At 41.8% G+C, this 17,139-nt stretch carries 14 protein-coding genes and 1 pseudogene; 6 read left to right on the top strand and 9 right to left on the bottom strand.

What is annotated here, in order from left to right; all coding sequences use genetic code 11:
- Positions 1 to 538 precede the first annotated feature (538 nt).
- Both FD724_RS22440 and FD724_RS22445 read left to right on the top strand, forming a co-directional pair.
- On the top strand, positions 539 to 967 hold the full coding sequence (locus FD724_RS22440) for a hypothetical protein (RefSeq protein WP_179074149.1): 429 nt from the start codon (positions 539 to 541) through the stop codon (positions 965 to 967).
- A 203-nt stretch (positions 968 to 1,170) separates the two neighbouring features.
- Positions 1,171 to 1,404, top strand: a complete 234-nt coding sequence (locus FD724_RS22445) for a DUF3134 domain-containing protein (protein ID WP_179074150.1) — start codon at positions 1,171 to 1,173, stop codon at positions 1,402 to 1,404.
- Positions 1,405 to 1,509: 105 nt separating this feature from the next.
- Here FD724_RS22445 and FD724_RS22450 read toward each other — a convergent pair whose 3' ends face one another.
- A complete protein-coding gene (locus tag FD724_RS22450) occupies positions 1,510 to 2,802 on the bottom strand; it encodes a murein transglycosylase A (protein ID WP_179074151.1) in 1,293 nt (430 codons plus the stop codon).
- Positions 2,803 to 2,895: 93 nt separating this feature from the next.
- Complete coding sequence (locus tag FD724_RS22455) at positions 2,896 to 4,242, bottom strand: proton extrusion protein PcxA (protein WP_114082880.1); 1,347 nt, start codon at positions 4,240 to 4,242, stop codon at positions 2,896 to 2,898.
- Positions 4,243 to 4,329: 87 nt separating this feature from the next.
- On the opposite strand from FD724_RS22455, the gene FD724_RS22460 reads away from it, so the two are divergent.
- Positions 4,330 to 6,507 carry a recombinase family protein gene (locus FD724_RS22460; protein ID WP_179074153.1) on the top strand — a complete coding sequence of 726 codons (2,178 nt, stop codon included), beginning with the start codon at positions 4,330 to 4,332 and terminating at the stop codon, positions 6,505 to 6,507.
- Positions 6,508 to 6,615: 108 nt separating this feature from the next.
- Here FD724_RS22460 and FD724_RS22465 read toward each other — a convergent pair.
- Positions 6,616 to 7,050, bottom strand: a pseudogene (locus FD724_RS22465) (YidH family protein); the annotation flags it as partial.
- 170 nt (positions 7,051 to 7,220) lie between these two features.
- Here FD724_RS22465 and msrA point away from each other — a divergent pair.
- A complete protein-coding gene (gene msrA / locus FD724_RS22470) occupies positions 7,221 to 7,889 on the top strand; it encodes a peptide-methionine (S)-S-oxide reductase MsrA (RefSeq protein ID WP_179074155.1) in 669 nt (222 codons plus the stop codon).
- Positions 7,890 to 8,037: 148 nt separating this feature from the next.
- Here msrA and FD724_RS22475 read toward each other — a convergent pair whose 3' ends face one another.
- The 4 genes from FD724_RS22475 to FD724_RS22490 all read right to left on the bottom strand — a co-directional run bounded on the left by FD724_RS22475 (position 8,038) and on the right by FD724_RS22490 (position 12,260).
- Positions 8,038 to 9,231, bottom strand: coding sequence for a serine/threonine-protein kinase (locus tag FD724_RS22475; RefSeq protein WP_114082884.1), 1,194 nt, complete (start codon positions 9,229 to 9,231; stop codon positions 8,038 to 8,040).
- A gap of 43 nt (positions 9,232 to 9,274) precedes the next feature.
- Complete coding sequence (gene rfbB, locus FD724_RS22480; RefSeq protein WP_179074156.1) at positions 9,275 to 10,369, bottom strand: dTDP-glucose 4,6-dehydratase; 1,095 nt, start codon at positions 10,367 to 10,369, stop codon at positions 9,275 to 9,277.
- 52 nt (positions 10,370 to 10,421) lie between these two features.
- The gene (locus FD724_RS22485) at positions 10,422 to 11,417 is read right to left on the bottom strand and encodes a glycosyltransferase (RefSeq protein ID WP_179074157.1); all 996 of its coding nucleotides are present in this window, start codon (positions 11,415 to 11,417) and stop codon (positions 10,422 to 10,424) included.
- 141 nt (positions 11,418 to 11,558) lie between these two features.
- Positions 11,559 to 12,260 carry a DUF6391 domain-containing protein gene (locus FD724_RS22490; RefSeq protein ID WP_179074158.1) on the bottom strand — a complete coding sequence of 234 codons (702 nt, stop codon included), beginning with the start codon at positions 12,258 to 12,260 and terminating at the stop codon, positions 11,559 to 11,561.
- 1,059 nt (positions 12,261 to 13,319) lie between these two features.
- Here FD724_RS22490 and FD724_RS22495 point away from each other — a divergent pair.
- Positions 13,320 to 13,511 (top strand): hypothetical protein, encoded by a 192-nt coding sequence (locus tag FD724_RS22495; protein WP_114082888.1) that lies wholly within the window; start codon positions 13,320 to 13,322, stop codon positions 13,509 to 13,511.
- A 211-nt stretch (positions 13,512 to 13,722) separates the two neighbouring features.
- Here the strand turns inward: FD724_RS22495 and FD724_RS22500 are convergent, their stop codons facing one another.
- The gene (locus FD724_RS22500) at positions 13,723 to 14,127 is read right to left on the bottom strand and encodes a hypothetical protein (RefSeq protein ID WP_114082889.1); all 405 of its coding nucleotides are present in this window, start codon (positions 14,125 to 14,127) and stop codon (positions 13,723 to 13,725) included.
- A 422-nt stretch (positions 14,128 to 14,549) separates the two neighbouring features.
- The gene (gene crtH / locus FD724_RS22505; protein ID WP_179074159.1) at positions 14,550 to 16,040 is read right to left on the bottom strand and encodes a carotenoid isomerase; all 1,491 of its coding nucleotides are present in this window, start codon (positions 16,038 to 16,040) and stop codon (positions 14,550 to 14,552) included.
- Between the two features lie 393 nt (positions 16,041 to 16,433).
- Here crtH and upp point away from each other — a divergent pair, with 393 nt between their 5' ends.
- On the top strand, positions 16,434 to 17,084 hold the full coding sequence (upp, locus tag FD724_RS22510) for a uracil phosphoribosyltransferase (RefSeq protein ID WP_041566344.1): 651 nt from the start codon (positions 16,434 to 16,436) through the stop codon (positions 17,082 to 17,084).
- The last annotated feature ends 55 nt before the right edge of the window (positions 17,085 to 17,139 follow it).

The raw sequence follows: 17,139 nt of genomic DNA on the forward strand, positions 1-17,139 counted from the left end.
TGAGGTTTCCACATAGTAGCATCTGGGGTTGGGCACAGAGTAGAAGGTAAAAATAAGGATTTGAGCAAACCAAAAGCAGTGCCCACATTACTTTATAAGATGATGCGATCGCACTAACTATTCATCTTCTGTGTCTTTAAATTATCTAAAAATCGCAATTGAATACAACTTAATGCTGTTGTTAACCTTGCATCTATGGGTCAGACATAGTTGAAAAAAGTTCAACCGTCAACTATGTTATGATAAAATAGTTGAGAAATATTTTCGGTCATGTAACTGACTATGTAGACACCTCTCCGAATCTAAATCTCTACAAACTTTGCTTCTGGAGGTGTTTTTTGTCAGTTTATATTGCAAATTTATCCTTTAAAGATGAAAGTCTTTAAGGATTGCAAAAATTGAAATTTTTAGTGAGTAGAACTGTATTGCAATACCTGGCGTGAAACGGATACCTCTCACTTTCAAAAAATATGCTAAAAAGAACGGACAAGTTTAGTGTGTCACAAACACAGACAACATACGGATAGTACTTAAACTTATGCCAACGGATATAATTACTCGTCCTGAGTCCCTCACAGAAGATTGTTTCTTTACTTACGCCCTTGGGACTGATTTGCACGATACTAATTCCACAGCCAAATATTTACGCAGGATCAGAAAAGAAGATAAACCTTATATCGATATAGCCGTTTCTCCCAGACCTGGCTATCGGTTTGAGGTTTGTCTTATCCCTGTTGAAGGGTTCGCTCAAGAAACAATCTTAACAAAAGATGGGTTCGCCAAAGCTTTAGCGATTATTTGTGCTGTATCTAACAAAGCTAGAAAGCGATTTCCTTCTGGAAACGGACAAGAGATTGTCCGGTGTCAATTTAGCAACTTAGCTGATGCAGTCGCTGTAGCGAACAGATTGTCTGCATTACCCTCTGATATGTATGAAACTCTCGCTAAGGTACCAAATGCTTTGTGAGATTGTGTCCGCTTTAAGATTTATGATTAAGGCTGACGCAAGGACATTTTAATGGTAAGTAAGTAGACGGACAAGAGAATAAAAAACTCAATAGTTCATATTTTATTTGTTCATAAAAGTCTTGCCTAACGAGCCTTTTAACCTTAAATGTACAATTTTTCTGTTTTTGTACAGCGATCCATAATTCAAAGTGAGTCTTTTTTATGCCTATCAGTCCTTTGCGTGAAGAACCTCGTAACCAACGAGCGCCTGTAATTCGTACAAGTAATGAATTTATTCTTTTGGAATGGCTAAAGTCAACTGGTCGTCTAATCGAGCGTGAACATCAAGAATCTGAGTATCTAAATGAAGTAGAAGAAATTTCAGAAATGATCGACCTTGATGATATCCCTTACGATCATGACGATGATGATGCTGATATGGATATAGAAGCGTAATTTGTAATTCGTAATTACCTCAAGCGTTTCATTTTCGCCGAAATCCCAAGAATCCCGGCTTTGTTTAGAGAAGTCGGGATTCTTAGTATGAAAATGCGAGTGGGTTTAATTCTTGGACTTGAGTAGTAGATAAAATAATTGTCCATTGCTGACTGTGACACCAGCGCGATCGCCTGCTAATTTCCCAGTACCTAAAAAATAATCTACCCTACCTGCACCTTTAATTGCGCCGCCGGTATCTTGGTCAAGAACATAGCGGCTAACGATACGCTCCTCCAGTTTTCCGGTAGGATTAGCGAAAGGAATAGAAGCGCGAATCAACGCTAAAGCACCAGGAGGCATGAGAGATTTATCTGTAGCAATGGAACGCTCTGCTGTTAGGGGTACGTTGATCGAACCTTGAGCTGGTTCACCGTGATTTTCTTGAAAAAAAACAAAACTGCGATCGCGCGGAATATAAATATTTAATTCTTGGGGATGCTTTTGAAAATAGTCGAGAATAATTGGCATAGTCATCCCTTGTAGCGGTAATTTGCCATCGTTCGCTAATTCTCGCCCAATGCTTTTGTAATCATAAGCATTATTCCCAGCATAGCCGATTGTTGTCTGAGTCCCGTCGGGAAGCTGAAGTCGCGCCGAACCTTGAATTTGAGCTAGATATGGTTCGAGGCGATCGCGAAACCAAAACAATTCTAATCCTCGTAATTTCCCTTTTGCGCCTTGTAAACCATCTGCTCCTTCTAAATCTTCTCGTGTCGGATGCGGCTTAGGCCAAGAGTTTAAATCAGGAGGTAATCGATAAACAGGATAGCGATATTCTGGTGTGGGGACGCGACTAGCTGCGTAAAGTGGTTCATAATAGGCGGTGAATAAAACAGAACCTTGGTTATCTTTACCAACTGACTGGTAAAGAACAAATTCTCGCTCAATGGCTTGATGTAATTCTGTTGCAGAATGAGTTGTCAAAACGAGTTCGCGGAATCTTTTCAAGCTTTTGAAGACGCGATCGCGTGTAATTCCAGCTACTTGGTAGTTCTGATAAGCAGTCGCAGCGTTAGCTGTTTGCAAGTATTGGAGACTCCGAGCGATCGCACTCAATAGCGCCTTTTTATCTGGTATTTCTCCATAGAGAAGTTCATCCAAGCAAGATGTATCACCTTGACAACAAGTAACTGGTAGCCTTTGGATTAATGGTGCTTTTTGCTTTTGTGGAAGTCCATTTTGGTTTTCACCAGTCAAGGAAACTGGTATATCCCACTTTTTCAACCGACATTCTGGCGGACTGAGTTCCTGATGCGCCAAAAATTCCATCCGCACCAGGAAAATTGACAAAAACACAGGTAAGCTGATAGCGATATATTTGTTAAACTTTCCTAACTCAGCAAGTGTCTTTTTCATCAAAATTCAAAATTTTTGAGATTATCCCACTTCGCTCAAATTCAAAAACCAAATAATTTAGTTCCCAATTCCCAATTCCCAATTCCCAATACCTTATTCATTCATATTACGATAAGTCGCAACTGCCGAAGGCGATATCCGGTTCAAATATCGGAATATCCAATATTTGAAAATGGTATCTAAAATCACTGGGAATGTAGCAATAAATAAGAAAATAAAATCTCGATTTGCTGGTAATCCCCAATGACGTGATACACCTTCTAGGAGTACTTCCCAGCCATGAGGAGAGTGGAAACCTACAAATATATCGGTAAATAAAATGATGATAAATGCCTTGGCACTATCACTAAGTCCATAGACAATATTATCAAAGAAATCTTTAACTACAGCAATAGAAGACTTGCTAACAAGCAAAAGCCAGATAAAAGCACCAACCGAGAACATATCTGCAAAAACATTTTTGATCGCATTAGAGCTTTCGTGACGAAATTCTTCAGCAAGCTCTACAGCCTTGTCTGTCATTTTAGCTTCCATCTGTTCAGGCGAAAGTGGAGGAGCATTTATAATGAGATTTTCAAACTTGAGCTTTTCTTCAAATCTTTCTAATTTTTCAAGAGCTTCCTCTTCCATTTCTGAGTTGATAAATATCTGCATCTGATCGCTACTTCTAAAATGCTCAACAGATGGCCCAACGACAAAAGCTTTTGCTATCTGATGCGTCAAAAGTGGTATGATAATTAATAGTAAAATAAACCTGATAGATATTATTGTTCTTCTTTGAGTTTGACGAAAATTCTGAATTACTTCTTTTTCAGAATTAGGATCTAATTCAACTTGCAGACGAGTGATAGTACTTAAAATAGAACGGGGTAGAACCCCTGTGGTATCTACTTTACCCTTGGGTTTTTGTTTTTTATCCGAGTCTTGAGTTGGTATTTTGGGTGGTAACGTTGGAGTATTGACGGGCAGCAATTTATCATCAGATATGGCAGAGTTAATTGGTAGATTTGGAGGTTTGACTGCTAAAGCATTAGAAGTTATTTGATCGGAACTTATGGTGTATTTAGATATAACTTGATCGATAAAGTTTAGCTTTTCCAAAACCAAAGAAGGACTGGGATGTTCTATACCTGCTTTCTGAGCAGCTTTTTGATTCTCTTCATTTAGAAACCAACGACTTGCTCTAAACTCTGTCAGCCGCATCTTAGCAATTTTTAAAAGCTTGTTGAGGTCTGACTCAAAATAATCCATCACGCTGTTACTATACGTGGCTGAACCAATGTCTATTTTATTACCACTGAAATGCTTATCTTCTATTTCCTTAATCTTTAATGCTGCATCGTAAGCTTCATGTAAAGAACGTTCAGGAGTCTGTAAGTACCATCGATAAGCAGCAAGTAGAAAAGAATAGATTTTTTGGCTAAAAACAGAATTTTTCATTGGAAACAATCATCCAGCATTATTTGGTGATTCTTAACCTTAAGTTAACCCACGAGGTATATTAGCAAATCTACAAGGAGAAAGTTTGTGGTTTCTCATTCGGTTTGGATTGTTGGCACTAGTCGCACTGGTAAGACGGCTCGCTTGGTAGAGCAATTTTGTAGTTGGGTACAACCTGAGAAGCAGCATACCGAATTATTTTATACTAATAAGGAAGCACGTAAAAAAGGCGTTCGCATACCTGAATTTTTATATCTTAAACAAACAGAGCCAGGAGTTTTAGTCTTAGCTGCTAATGATGATAATCGCCGAGAGTTGGGGGATATCATTGTTACATCTACATTAGGGAAATATCCGGTACGTGCCAAGACACCGCTAGGCTTTTTCCAAGATGAAGTTATTTTATTTTGGCCGTTGCTAATTAACTCGTTGAACCTGAAGGCCCAGTTTCCGGTAAGGTTGCGGCCAGAAACGGAACAAGAGTTAGCAACCAAACTTTGGCGTTCCCAACTAGACGAAGAAATTTTACGAGTTGCGGGAGTGAATGAGTCGCGCTTGGTGCGTCGCATTTTAGACTTATTGCAATTAGCTGCTTACAGTGGTGTACATTGCGAAGATATTGCCCAGATTTTGACAAGGGGTCTGGGGGAAAATACTACAACTTTAGAGCCGGAATTTTTGGCATCTTTGCTCATTGATTGGCGTAACTGGTGTTTAGAGAGGGGGTTACTAACTTATGGCATTATTACCGAACTCTATAGTCAATATTTATTAAGCGATCGCAACTACCAACAGCACCTAACTAAACGCTATCAAGCAGTATTGGCAGATGATGTTGACGATTATCCTAGCGTAGCGCGTCTTTTGTTTGAATTGCTATTAGATCAAGGCGCAATTGGCGCGTTTAGCTATAATCCTGACGGTGCAGTGCGATTGGGATTGGGAGCAGATCCCAAATATCTAGAAGGGTTAGCAAAGCGTTGTCGGGTAGAAATCTTAAGCGAGCCGCCTCCAGAGTCTCTGGGAGAGCAAGCTAAACAGATGGTGGAATTAGTCACAGAACCAATGGTGTTGGTGAGTTTACCTGAGATTGTGCATTCCATTCAAACTACCTCCCGCGCTCAATTATTGCGACAAACAGCAGAGGTAATTGCTGATGCGATCCAATCGCAGCAAGTACAAGCAGAAGAAGTAGCGATTATTGCACCAGGTTTAGATGCGATCGCTCGTTATACTCTAGTAGAAATCCTGGTTAAGCAAAACATCCAGGTAGAATCACTCAATGACCAACGCCCCCTAATTAGTTCACCTGTGATTCGCGCCTTACTCACCATGCTGGCACTAGTTTATCCGGGCTTGGGTCGCTTAGTAGACCGGGATGCCGTGGCAGAAATGCTGGTTGTGTTGAGTAGAAAGCAACAACCACCAGAAAACTCCACAGACGCGATGAATCGCGTCTCTACAAATATTGATCCGGTACGCGCTGGTTTGATAGCAGATTACTGCTTTGTACCCCATCCCGATCGCCCCAACTTACTACCAGTATCCGCCTTCGAGCGCTGGGATAGAATCGGCTATGCGGCTACTACAGCCTATAATGAGATATTGGAGTGGTTAGAACAGCAGCGATCGCAACAAGAACTGCGGTTAATTCCTAGTCCCATTTCCCTATTAGACAGAGCAATTCAGCGTTTTTTGTGGAATGGTAGCAATCTCCCCTACGAACAACTAGCAGCATTACGAGAATTATTAGAAACCGCCCAACACTACTGGGAAATTGACACCAGGTTACGACAAATTGCCCCAGTTGAGACAACGCCTCACACAACTATTATCGAATTCATTCAATTACTGCGACGTGGTACAATCACCGCCAACCCTTACCCTGTGCTACCTATTGGTGGAGCGAGAAAGGCCGTCACCTTAGCAACTATATTTCAATATCGGTCTAGCAGGCGATCGCACCGTTGGCATTTTTGGCTGGATGCTGGTTCACCTCTTTGGGCTAAAGGTGGCGCAGCGACGTTATTTGGTGCGCCCTTTTTCTTGCAAGACAGGTTAGGTGAACCTTGGACAGCAGAAGATGAAAAATTGGCAGAAGAAGAACGACTGCGGAGGATTTTGACAGATTTACTATCTCGCGTATCGGAGAGAGTTTATTTGTGTCACAGCGATTTAGCCGTAAATGGACAAGAACAATTAGGGCCGCTGTTACCTTTGGTGAATGCTTGTGTAACAGTTATTTCTGAGGCTACTGCCAAGTAAGGCTCAGATCACCGACTTCTTTAAGAACTCAGGGATCTTATTGTAATATATCTGTTTGTATTTAGTAGTAATTGTCCCCTTTTTCAGATTGAAGTTTGGGGTTGAACTTTGGAAATTTCGAGACTGTGGTTGAGTCGGAAAAGGAGAGCGAGGAAGGACTTTATCACGCCTTAAGAGCAAAGGAATACTGAGAAGTCCCAAAATAATTACTACTCCAGTCATTATCCAAACGATGATCCTATTTGGTTTATAATCTGCTCGTTCAATTTGCCAGAAAACTTGGTTGTATCGCCATGCGGCTAATGCAACAACCAAAATTCCAAAAACTACCAAAGAAACACCCAAATTTTCCGAGTTGGATAATGGATTTACCGGAGTTTCTTGTTGAGTAATAGCAATATTCAGCTGTTGCAGAAATATACCAAATCGCGCAATAGCAAAACCAAAACCAATCAATGAAATAGAAGTACGTAGCCAAGCTAGAAAAGTACGTTCGTTCGCTTGATGCTCCCTTTGACGATCAATTTTTGGTATTTTATCCATGAGTACTTCTGACGATTACTTACTCTTGAAAAGTATTCATAATGATGAATAGCACGAACTATCGCCACAAGGTCAACACAATCCGGTGATGACTCTGAGAAAACCCCAAGCGATCGCAAGAATCTTTACAATAGTAAATAAGGTAAAGATATATATCAGAGTCAAAATCAATGGCACTATTCGGATTTGGCAAAAAGCAAGTTATGCCCACACCAGAAGAAGCTTTGTCAGGAAGGGCACAGTCTATGCCAGTACCTGCTGCTCATTATGTCAACAAGAATCCTTTAAAAGCTCCTTATCCCGATGGATTAGAGAAGGCAATCTTTGGCTTGGGCTGTTTTTGGGGTGCAGAACGCAAATTTTGGCAACTTAAAGGAGTTTACACCACCGCAGTGGGTTACGCTGCTGGATTTACACCCAACCCCACTTATGAAGAGGTATGTAGTGGGCGAACCGGTCACAATGAAGTGGTGTTGGTTGTGTTTGATCCCAAAGTAATTAGTTTTTCTGAACTGCTCAAAGTCTTTTGGGAAAGCCACAATCCTACCCAAGGGATGCGCCAAGGTAATGATGCTGGCACTCAATACCGTTCGGGAATTTATGTATATTCTGAAAGCCAAAAGCAGCTAGCAGAAGCATCACGAGAAGCTTATCAGCAAGCTCTCAACGATGCAGGTTATGGCAAGATTACTACAGAAATCTTAGATGCACCGGAATTCTATTACGCAGAAGCTTACCATCAGCAATACCTGGCTAAAAATCCTAATGGGTATTGTGGTTTAGGAGGGACAAATGTTTCTTGTCCCGTGGGTGTAGTTGAATCGCAAGTGAGCGGTTAGAAAGAAGCAGAGGGGAAGGGAGCAGGGGGGCAGGGGAGACAAGGGGACAAGGGGACAAGGGGTGAGAACTTGAAACAAGTCTTTCCCCTTGTCCCCAATTCTCCTTGTCCCCAAGTCCTCTTGCCCATGCCCAATTCCCAATTCCCAATTAAAATGCAGCTTTTAGCAAAGCGATCGCTCGAACCCACAGCATAATACTAATAGGCGCTCCAATTAGAATACCAGCGATCGCCCAGCCTCTTTGATGGGCTTTGAATTGTTCAATACTACGCCACTGTCTACTTTTCCAAGCCCATTCATTGCCTTTGGCACCGAGTGCGATCGCCATTAACCACCAACCATGTGGTACAAAACAAAATAGCCCATACCATACCTGATTCGGCCACATCCACAACCAAGGCATGAGAAATGCGCCCCAGTTCCAACCGAGAATTTCCTCTGGGACTGTTTCATTTTGATTACTTATGCCGCATCCAGAATTGTTAATTATTTCTCTTAACGGTAAAAGCTGACTTCTGTTTGCAGATTTCACAGCCAGACCAGATTTGAGAGCATTCAGCGCTTGGCGAGCATCAGTAAATCGTTGTTCGGGAGCGGGTTCTATTAACTTTTGTAGCCAACTGGCAAAACTAGGACTGAGATTAACTCGGTCTGCAAATTGCAGTCGCAAATCCTGCTGAGGTAAATCAGAGGGGGAAATCCCAGTGAGCAAATGAATCAGAGTCGCACCCAGTGCATAGAGGTCTGAAGCTGGAACTGCTCGACCACCAAATTGTTCCATTGGGGCATAACCATAAGTACCCACAACGGTGAAAGTAACGCCTTCTCTTGCCGCTTTATCTTGTACTGCGCCAAAATCAACTAAATAAATCCGATTATCTTCGCCCCAGATTAAATTACTCGGTTTTATATCTCTATGTAACACTCCTGGGTTTAACTCATGTAAATACATGAGAATATTTAAAATCTCACCGGCGATTTTTCTCGCTCGCTTTTCAGTAAACCTTTTGCCAAGAGCAAGTTTTTCTTTAAGCGACTCACCAGGAATATATTGTTGTATTAAGCCAAACCAGAGAGTGCGATCGTCGATACAAAAATAATCTATATATCTAGGAATGCGGGGATGATTTAGCTGTTTAAGAATTTGTGCTTCTCTCTCAAAAAGTTTTAAATCATCCCACTGTATAGTACCGCCAAAGGCTAAAAGTTTGACCACAACGGTCGAATTTTCGCCATCAGAGGCTTGTAAATCCTTTGCAAGCCAAGTTTGACGAATTCCATTGTTACCAAGTTGGTGTTGGATTTGATAACGATCTTGTAATATCTGTTCTGGTTGCAGCATCTTACACCTGCTGGCAGTTTACGCCGATCTGATTCCCTTATATTCAAGGATAGTCATTATCTAGAGAAATTGTGGGAATGAGATAATTTTTGCGATAGTAAGCTTGATATTCCGCAGACAGCAGAGGTTCCCACCAATCACGATGATTGAGATACCATTCAACAGTTAAACGTAAACCCTCAGCAATCGTTACAGAAGGTGTCCAACCAAGCTGAGTTTTAATTTTGTTTGCATTAATTGCATATCTCCGATCGTGTCCCTGTCTATCCTTGACAAAAGTAATCAAATCCTTTGCTGGACGTATTGGTAAATCAGGTGCTAATTCATCCATCATTTCACACAAAAGCTGCACCAGGTTGAGATTTTCCACCTCATTGTTGCCACCAATATTGTATGTTTCCCCTGGTTGACCATGATTGATTACCACATCCAAAGCACGACAATGATCGACCACATAAAGCCAATCCCGCACATTTTTACCATCGCCATAAACAGGTAATGGTTTACCTATTAAAGTGTTGATGCACATCAGGGGAATTAGCTTTTCGGGAAATTGATAAGGCCCGTAATTATTAGAGCAATTTGTGATAATGGTGGGAAGTTTATAAGTATGATAATAAGCACGCACTAAGTGATCGCTACCAGCTTTGGAAGCTGAATAGGGACTATTAGGAGCGTAAGGTGTCGTTTCCGAAAAAGCTGCATCATCTGGGCTCAAACTACCGTAGACTTCATCAGTCGAAACGTGTAGGAAACGATAATCAGATGGCTGTGCTTTAGCCTCCCAATATTGGCGAAAAGCTTCCAGCAGCGTGAAAGTTCCCACAACATTAGTTTGCACAAAAGCCGCCGGCCCAAGAATCGAACGATCGACATGAGATTCAGCAGCAAAATGGGCGATAATATCTATATTTTCAGTTGATAATAGGTTGTCTATGATGGTGCGATCGCAAATATCCCCCTGCACAAACCGAAAATTCTCTCTTCCCTCAACCGCCGCCAAATTCAGACGATTCCCCGCGTATGTAAGCGCATCCAACACCACCACACGGTCATCTGGATAAACCTGACACCAGTGATGGACAAAATTCGCCCCAATAAACCCCGCACCCCCAGTAACTAATAACCGCCGACTCATTCAATTTCCTCTCTTCTCTGTGTGATCTGTGCGCCTCTGCGGTGCGTTTCTATTACTTAAAATATTTCTTCCTCAGCTTCCCATATATCCTCTGAGCGAGTAATTTTGCCATACGTATTCTCGTCAAACTCTTAATATTAGATGGCTGTTGGATCTTGTGATCAAAAAACTCATTTAACTCATCTAGAATAACTTGGAAACGCTTAATAATATTTTCAGTCCGATGCTCAGTGAAAAAATCTTCAGATAAACTAAAAGTTGCTGAAGAATCAATCACTTTCAGAATACGTTGCACATCATATTCTTGAGAATATCCAGCAATTTTATAGCAATTAAATCCAGGATCTAAGTAATCTGCTAGTCCTCCGTTAACACTAGAAAATACTTGACAACCACAAGCAAGAGCTTCCATTGGTTGTAGACCAAATCCTTCACTAACGCCCTGTTGTGCCCAGTACTCAGCCGAATCATAGAGGTAAACCTTAGCTCTGTTAAATAATGCAGGTAAATCCTCTATGTATGAATCAACAACCAATACTTTACAACGTTTTTGCAACGCTGGAATCAATTCTTTAATTAAATACTCAGAAGATTTTCGAGCCTGGACTAAAACATCAATATCCCGTTCTAGACCTAAATTTTGAAACTCATCAGAAATTTGATTGGGCAAATAATAAATCAGAGAATTAGGTGATTTTTCTCCCCAATATCCCATTGTATAGCGGCTAACAGTAACAATCGGAATACTCGTAGGTAGTCTAAATGGATAACCTGGACTATGGGCATGGTAAACCACATTGTATTGCTTAAGTTTAGCCACGAGTTGAGCTATATCAAATCCCCAACTGATGACAAAAATTACATCACTTAAATTTTTCTCTTTTAGTAAATCATCAATAAAAAGCTTATCTTTTTCTCGCTGACGGTAAGTTACAACATCAGCACTACAGAAATTCTCTGCCAGATTAAGTGCTTTTAACTCAGCCCAAAGACCACCACAAGCAAATTTGCCATCTGTACCGGGGAGTAAGAAGTAAAGTTTTCTCATAATTTTATTAGGGAATTGGGAATTGGGAATTGGGAAGAGGACTTGGGGACAAGGAGAATTGGGGACAAGGGGAAAGACTTGTTTCAAGTTCTCTCACCTCTTGTCCCCTTGTCCCCTTGTCCCCTGCTCCCCTGCTCCCTCTCATTCTTGCCAACCCACTTTAACAAAATGTGCATCACGTCCCCAAACGTCGCGTGTACGGGTAATATTTTCAATTGCTAGGTTAAAAGGAATGGCTGTTGTTAAGTAACGCTGCGCCATAAAACCTAAATCAGGTGCGAGTTCAGCTGCTGTCGTCGCTGCTAGCCCCAAACCTATAAGTTGTTCGATTGGTCGAAATGGTAGTAACAGATGTACACCAACAGCTAGTCCAGCTGTTAAGAGCATTGCTACCGATAAATTTGTGCCGCAACGGGGATGTACAGCTAAATCCCATTCTCCATTGGTGAGGCGATGTCGAGCAAGTGCTACCGCACGGCGCAAATCACTAATATTTACTTCACCATAAAGGTAAAATCCATGCTCAGTAGACAAACCGCCTAATAGTTCGTTATCTGGAAGTCCCTTAGTAGCTTTTCCTTTAGCAGGTTGGCCACTTTGTGAATCACTAAGAACCCAAACAGTGGCGTGTTCTAAGGCGTGAACCTGTCGGATCATCAAAATTTCTTTCAACCCTGGAATAAATGATAACTGCCTGAGTAAGTCAGCATCTTGTGTGGGTTGGGGAAAGTCTAAGGGACGGTATTCTGGGTTCGGAACTTTCTCAGATACAGGTACTCTAAGATCAAAGTTAAAAAAATCAAAGGGAGACGAGCCACCCTGAAAAGAAGCAGAAGTATTCATTGGAACACCACTCTCCAAGCCGATGGAGCAATATAGATTTCTCTCAAATGTAACGCTTGCACCACTGAATTGTTGCTAATTTTTGTGGTTAATTGTTGAGTTTGGGTATCAAGTATGGGGCATGGGGCATTGGGAATTGGGGATGGGCAAGAGGACTTGGGGACAAGGGGAAAGACTTGTTTCAAGTTCTCACCTCTTGTCCCCTTGTCCCCCTGCTCCCTTGCTCCCTGCTCCCTCGCTTCTTCTCCAGTCCTACATCTGTTCTGCTGAATGTGGAAAGGAATTCTTTGTTATAAACCTCGTCTACCTTGATAACCGTAGTTTTGTAGCGACTGTCTTAAAAGTCAAGCGATCGTTAACAAAAAACTGGGACGGTGAACGTTGGCGCAACTGAGGAACGCTGCGCTAAAAGCGGTCTTATTTGACCAAGGTTGGGACGGTCTACTACTGTTTCTAAGATACAAGGTTGGGTGCAGCGATAGCGTAACCCAACATAAATAAGCTGGTAATGTTTGGTTGCGTTTCACTCCACCCAACCTAGTAGCGCGGCAAGCTTAATTTGTTGGGTTGAGTCATCAGAGAATATTTTTTTGTTGTTGGATTTTCTAGATTGTTTGAACCCAATATTTTAGGCTTGCCGCACTACTACATAAAGATATCTTTTAAAAAACTCTAGGTTTCAACATAGATCAGGTTTATATGGGTTTGTGGGAGCGATCGCTCCCACAACATCTAAAATTAGATGAGGTTTTTGTGTTGTCTAAGCTTAATTTTTAGCATTATAATTTATACTTTTTTATCACTACAGCAAGCTTTTAGCCACAAATACGACTTTGTGCATTTAGCTCAAAGGTTCTAACGAAGTGCAAGACATAAGCTTCCAACTAGCTGCAAGGCATGGGGCTATTCTACACTGGAATCAGAGAAGGTGTGTTTAACTGACTTAGATGTAAAAACTGGGGAGTTTTGTCATACCTTCTCGGCGTTGCTGATGAAGTGCTTACCTAGTGTGGTAAAACTTAACTTAAATTCTGTCAGTTACTAACGGAGTTGATAGGAATGGGTACTTTAATTGTTATTGGCTTGATAGGGGTTTACGGAGGTGGCGTTTGGAAGTTTTGGAATGGATTTGGACGGACTAATTTTAATCAAACTTTGAGCAATCGCATTGGTTTATCCTTGCTATGGCCAGCTTTGTTTATTACGAATCAATCCTATCGTCGAAACTTTAGAAAAGCGTTGAAGGGCTAGAGTTTAGTATTAAGTATAACGTCATCTAAATGTTACGGTGGCGTATATCCCAAATATCAATCTAACCCACCAACCCCCTTTCCCTAGTAGGGAAAGGGGGTTGTCTTTGATCATCCTTAAAGGAGAAGAATTAGGGGAGGAATAAATTCGTAGTGTTTACAAGTGAAACCTGTTAACAATTGGGAAGTATTTTCGCTGATGAATTTACGAATTATTTGCCATTGGTCAGTAGATGGATTGCTGCACCTACAGCTGCACCATCAACAGCATTCCCAAGGGTATCTCTGCTATCGCCAGTAACTACGCCAGTCACTGCGCTAGCACCTGCACCGACTCCAACATCTTGACCAATATTCCGGTGATGGCGATTGCGAGTGTTTCTTAGACCATTTGCACCATTGACAGCTGCACCAGTCACACCACCTTTGACAGCATTGCCTAATACACTACCATTTCCCCTAACGGCTCCGGTGACGACATTGGTAACAGCCCCAATACCTGCATCTCGTAGTACTTGGTCATCAGCAGCAGCCGGTTTAGCAGGAACCAAAGTTACACCAGCTAAACTTGCAGCCATGAGGCTGGGTAGAAGTGTGCGTTTTAGGATTTTATTCATTGTGTTACCTTCTCAAAACATCAAACAATTGGCTAAAAACCAAAGTTACTATAGTCAGATAAAATTTGATTTTTTATCTTAACAACAAAGCAACTATTTATTGTTCGAGAACATATACATAGTCACATTTATCAAGTCATAACGGCATCTACTGAAAGCATGAATATATATTAAGCCCTGAGAAGGCCTTGCTAATTTATTCGCTGATACTAGAGATTACATATTGACAAAATAAATCAAAGATGCGTCTTAGATTTTTCGGATATCAAAGTTTTATTTTTCATGACTAGCAAGCGATTTTTGACGAGCAGTCGTATAGGGTAAACCCTATCTATCTAAAGGTAGGTAGCAAAATAATTAAACTAACTCGTCTGGGTTAATATTTAATTTTCTTAGTTGAGTAGTCAGGTGCTGCGATCGCATTAAAATCCTAAATCTACAGCAATCCGGTGGGCGCAAGCAAACCCAGAAAAAGCTACTGCATTCAATCCCTGACCAGGAAAGGTACTATCCCCAACACAATAAAGTCCTGGAATGGCTGTGCGATTAAAGGGCATCTTCAATAACCCCCGCAACTTACGCCTGGGAATTGGCCCATAAGTGCCATCCTGACGACCCAAAAAGCGGCGATGGGTGCGGGGTGTGCCTACCTCTAGATAATCCAATCCAGCATCTAAGCCAGGAAAAATCTTCTCTAGGCGGTCAATAATTCGCCCAGCCGCCTCTTCTTTCTTCGCTTCGTACTCGCTTGGAGAAAGTTCTTGCCAATCATCAATCCAGTGAGGCGTGAAGGCATGAATGATGTGATATCCACTTGGCGCTAAATCTGGGTCAAGCAATGTGGGAATCGAAACAAAAATTGTCCCTTCCACTGCTGTCATCTTTTCCCAACCTTCCAGCAAAATATGGTGGCACTCTGTCCCCGCAGGTAAAACTGACTCTTTTACCCCTATATGTAAACTCAAGAAGCTGGGAGATTTTTGATAATTTTGCTGCCATTTTTTCTCATTAAGCGGTATTTCTTCTGCTGGTAGTAGTTGCTCAAACGTATCCCAGCGTGTGGCATTAGAAACTATGCGTTTACCCCGATATACTTTACCATTCGCGAGTTGCACACCTACCGCTTTTCCCTTTTCTGTGAGGATTTTCGTGACTCTAGCTTGGTACTGAATCTTACCCCCAGCTTTCTCTAGACCTTCCACCAGTTTTTGAGCAATTTGTCCTACTCCGCCTTTAGGATAGTTAACTCCGCCATAATGCCTGTCAGAAAAGACCATCCCAGCATTAATCATGGGTGTCATGTCTGACGGAACCACCGACCAGCAATAACATTCCATATCGATAAATTTTAGTAGTTTAGGATCTTTGATGTAGCGTCTGGCAAAATCCCCAGCATTTTGGGGCAGATACTTAACTAAACCGAGACACGCCAAAGGATGCTGGAAAAATACCCGCAGTAAATACCGGGGTTCTTCCAACGACAGTAAATCCATACTGTTGAGACACTTGAATACTTTTTGGCATTCGTCATAAAAGCGACGAATCCCTTTTTCTTCATGGGGAAAATGAGCAATAAGATTTTGCAAAAATTTTTCATAAACCCGGTCAACCTTCAGGTCTAAGCCTTGGGGTAAGTGATAGTGAATCTGTACCGGATCTGCGATCGCATCTTGGCTAACATTCACAGCTGCCAAAGCGCGGGTAAGCAAGTTTGTAGTGCCGTTTTGTCCCAACCCAAAAATCATCGATGCGCCAACATCAAATCGATAGCCTTGGCGTTCAAAATAACCTGCGCTACCGCCTGGAATCAAATAACGTTCCAGCACCAACACTTTCGCCCCCTTAGCGGCTAGTTGGGTCGCTGTTACTAACCCACCAATACCAGACCCAATCACGATTGCGTCATTTGTCATTTGTCCTTTATCCTTTGTCATTTGTACTGAGCGTATCGCTAAAGCGAAAGCTCCGCTAACGCGTAGCCTCTCATAGAGAAGTATTTGTCCTTTTTGTCTAGAGTCAATGAATATTTAATTTAACTAAGACTAATGACTAAGGACTAATGACAAATGACAAATCAAAAAAAAGAGGGACGAGCCTGCTACTGCTGGCTAATCCCGTCTGCCGATCCTTAAAAGAGAGGAGAACACTGGATAATAATATAGCTTTGATTGAGAATAGATGTCAACTACTAATGAAATTATTTCTCAATAAAATGGAGAGTATTAATTTTAGCTGTCAGCCGGATGCAGGAAAGAGTATTATGGTGTTTCAGTTCTTGTACAATAAAAAGTCGCCTATTTCTGGCTATGACGCTACAATTGCGCGTTTATGTTCCACCCCATCCCCTGATCAAACACTGGCTGGCAGTCGCCCGTGATGCAGGCACGCCTTCAGTATTATTTCGCAGCGCCATGACTGAGTTGGGAAGATGGCTGACTTATGAAGCTGCGCGAGACTGGTTGCCGACCCAAGAAACAGCAGTACAGACTCCTTTGGATACCTGTCCAGCAACTGTGATCGATCCGCAAATACCAGTAGCAGTAGTACCGATTCTGCGAGCTGGACTAGGATTACTCGAAGGAGCGCAGACTTTATTACCTTTAGCATCGGTTTACCATCTTGGCTTGGCGCGAGATGAAGAAACACTGCAACCTCATTGTTATCTGAACAAGTTGCCAGAAAAATTTGACCCCCAAACACGAGTGTTAATTACCGATCCTATGTTGGCAACAGGAGGGTCGATCATGGCTACAATGGCAGAATTAACACAACGGGGTGCCGATCCTTCCCTGACCCGGATTGTTTGCGTAGTGGCGGCTCCACCAGCTTTGCAAAAACTGAGTGAAGCTTATCCAGGTTTAATCGTTTACACCGCTACTATTGACGAAAAACTCAACAGTAAGGGGTTTATTGTACCGGGATTAGGAGATGCAGGCGATCGCACATTTGGGACTTAAGCTAGTATGCAGCTAGGGCAGATAAAGATAGCATAACTACTATAAAAGTTGCAAG

Source organism: Nostoc sp. C057, assembly GCF_013393925.1.
Classification (GTDB): domain Bacteria; phylum Cyanobacteriota; class Cyanobacteriia; order Cyanobacteriales; family Nostocaceae; genus Nostoc; species Nostoc muscorum_A.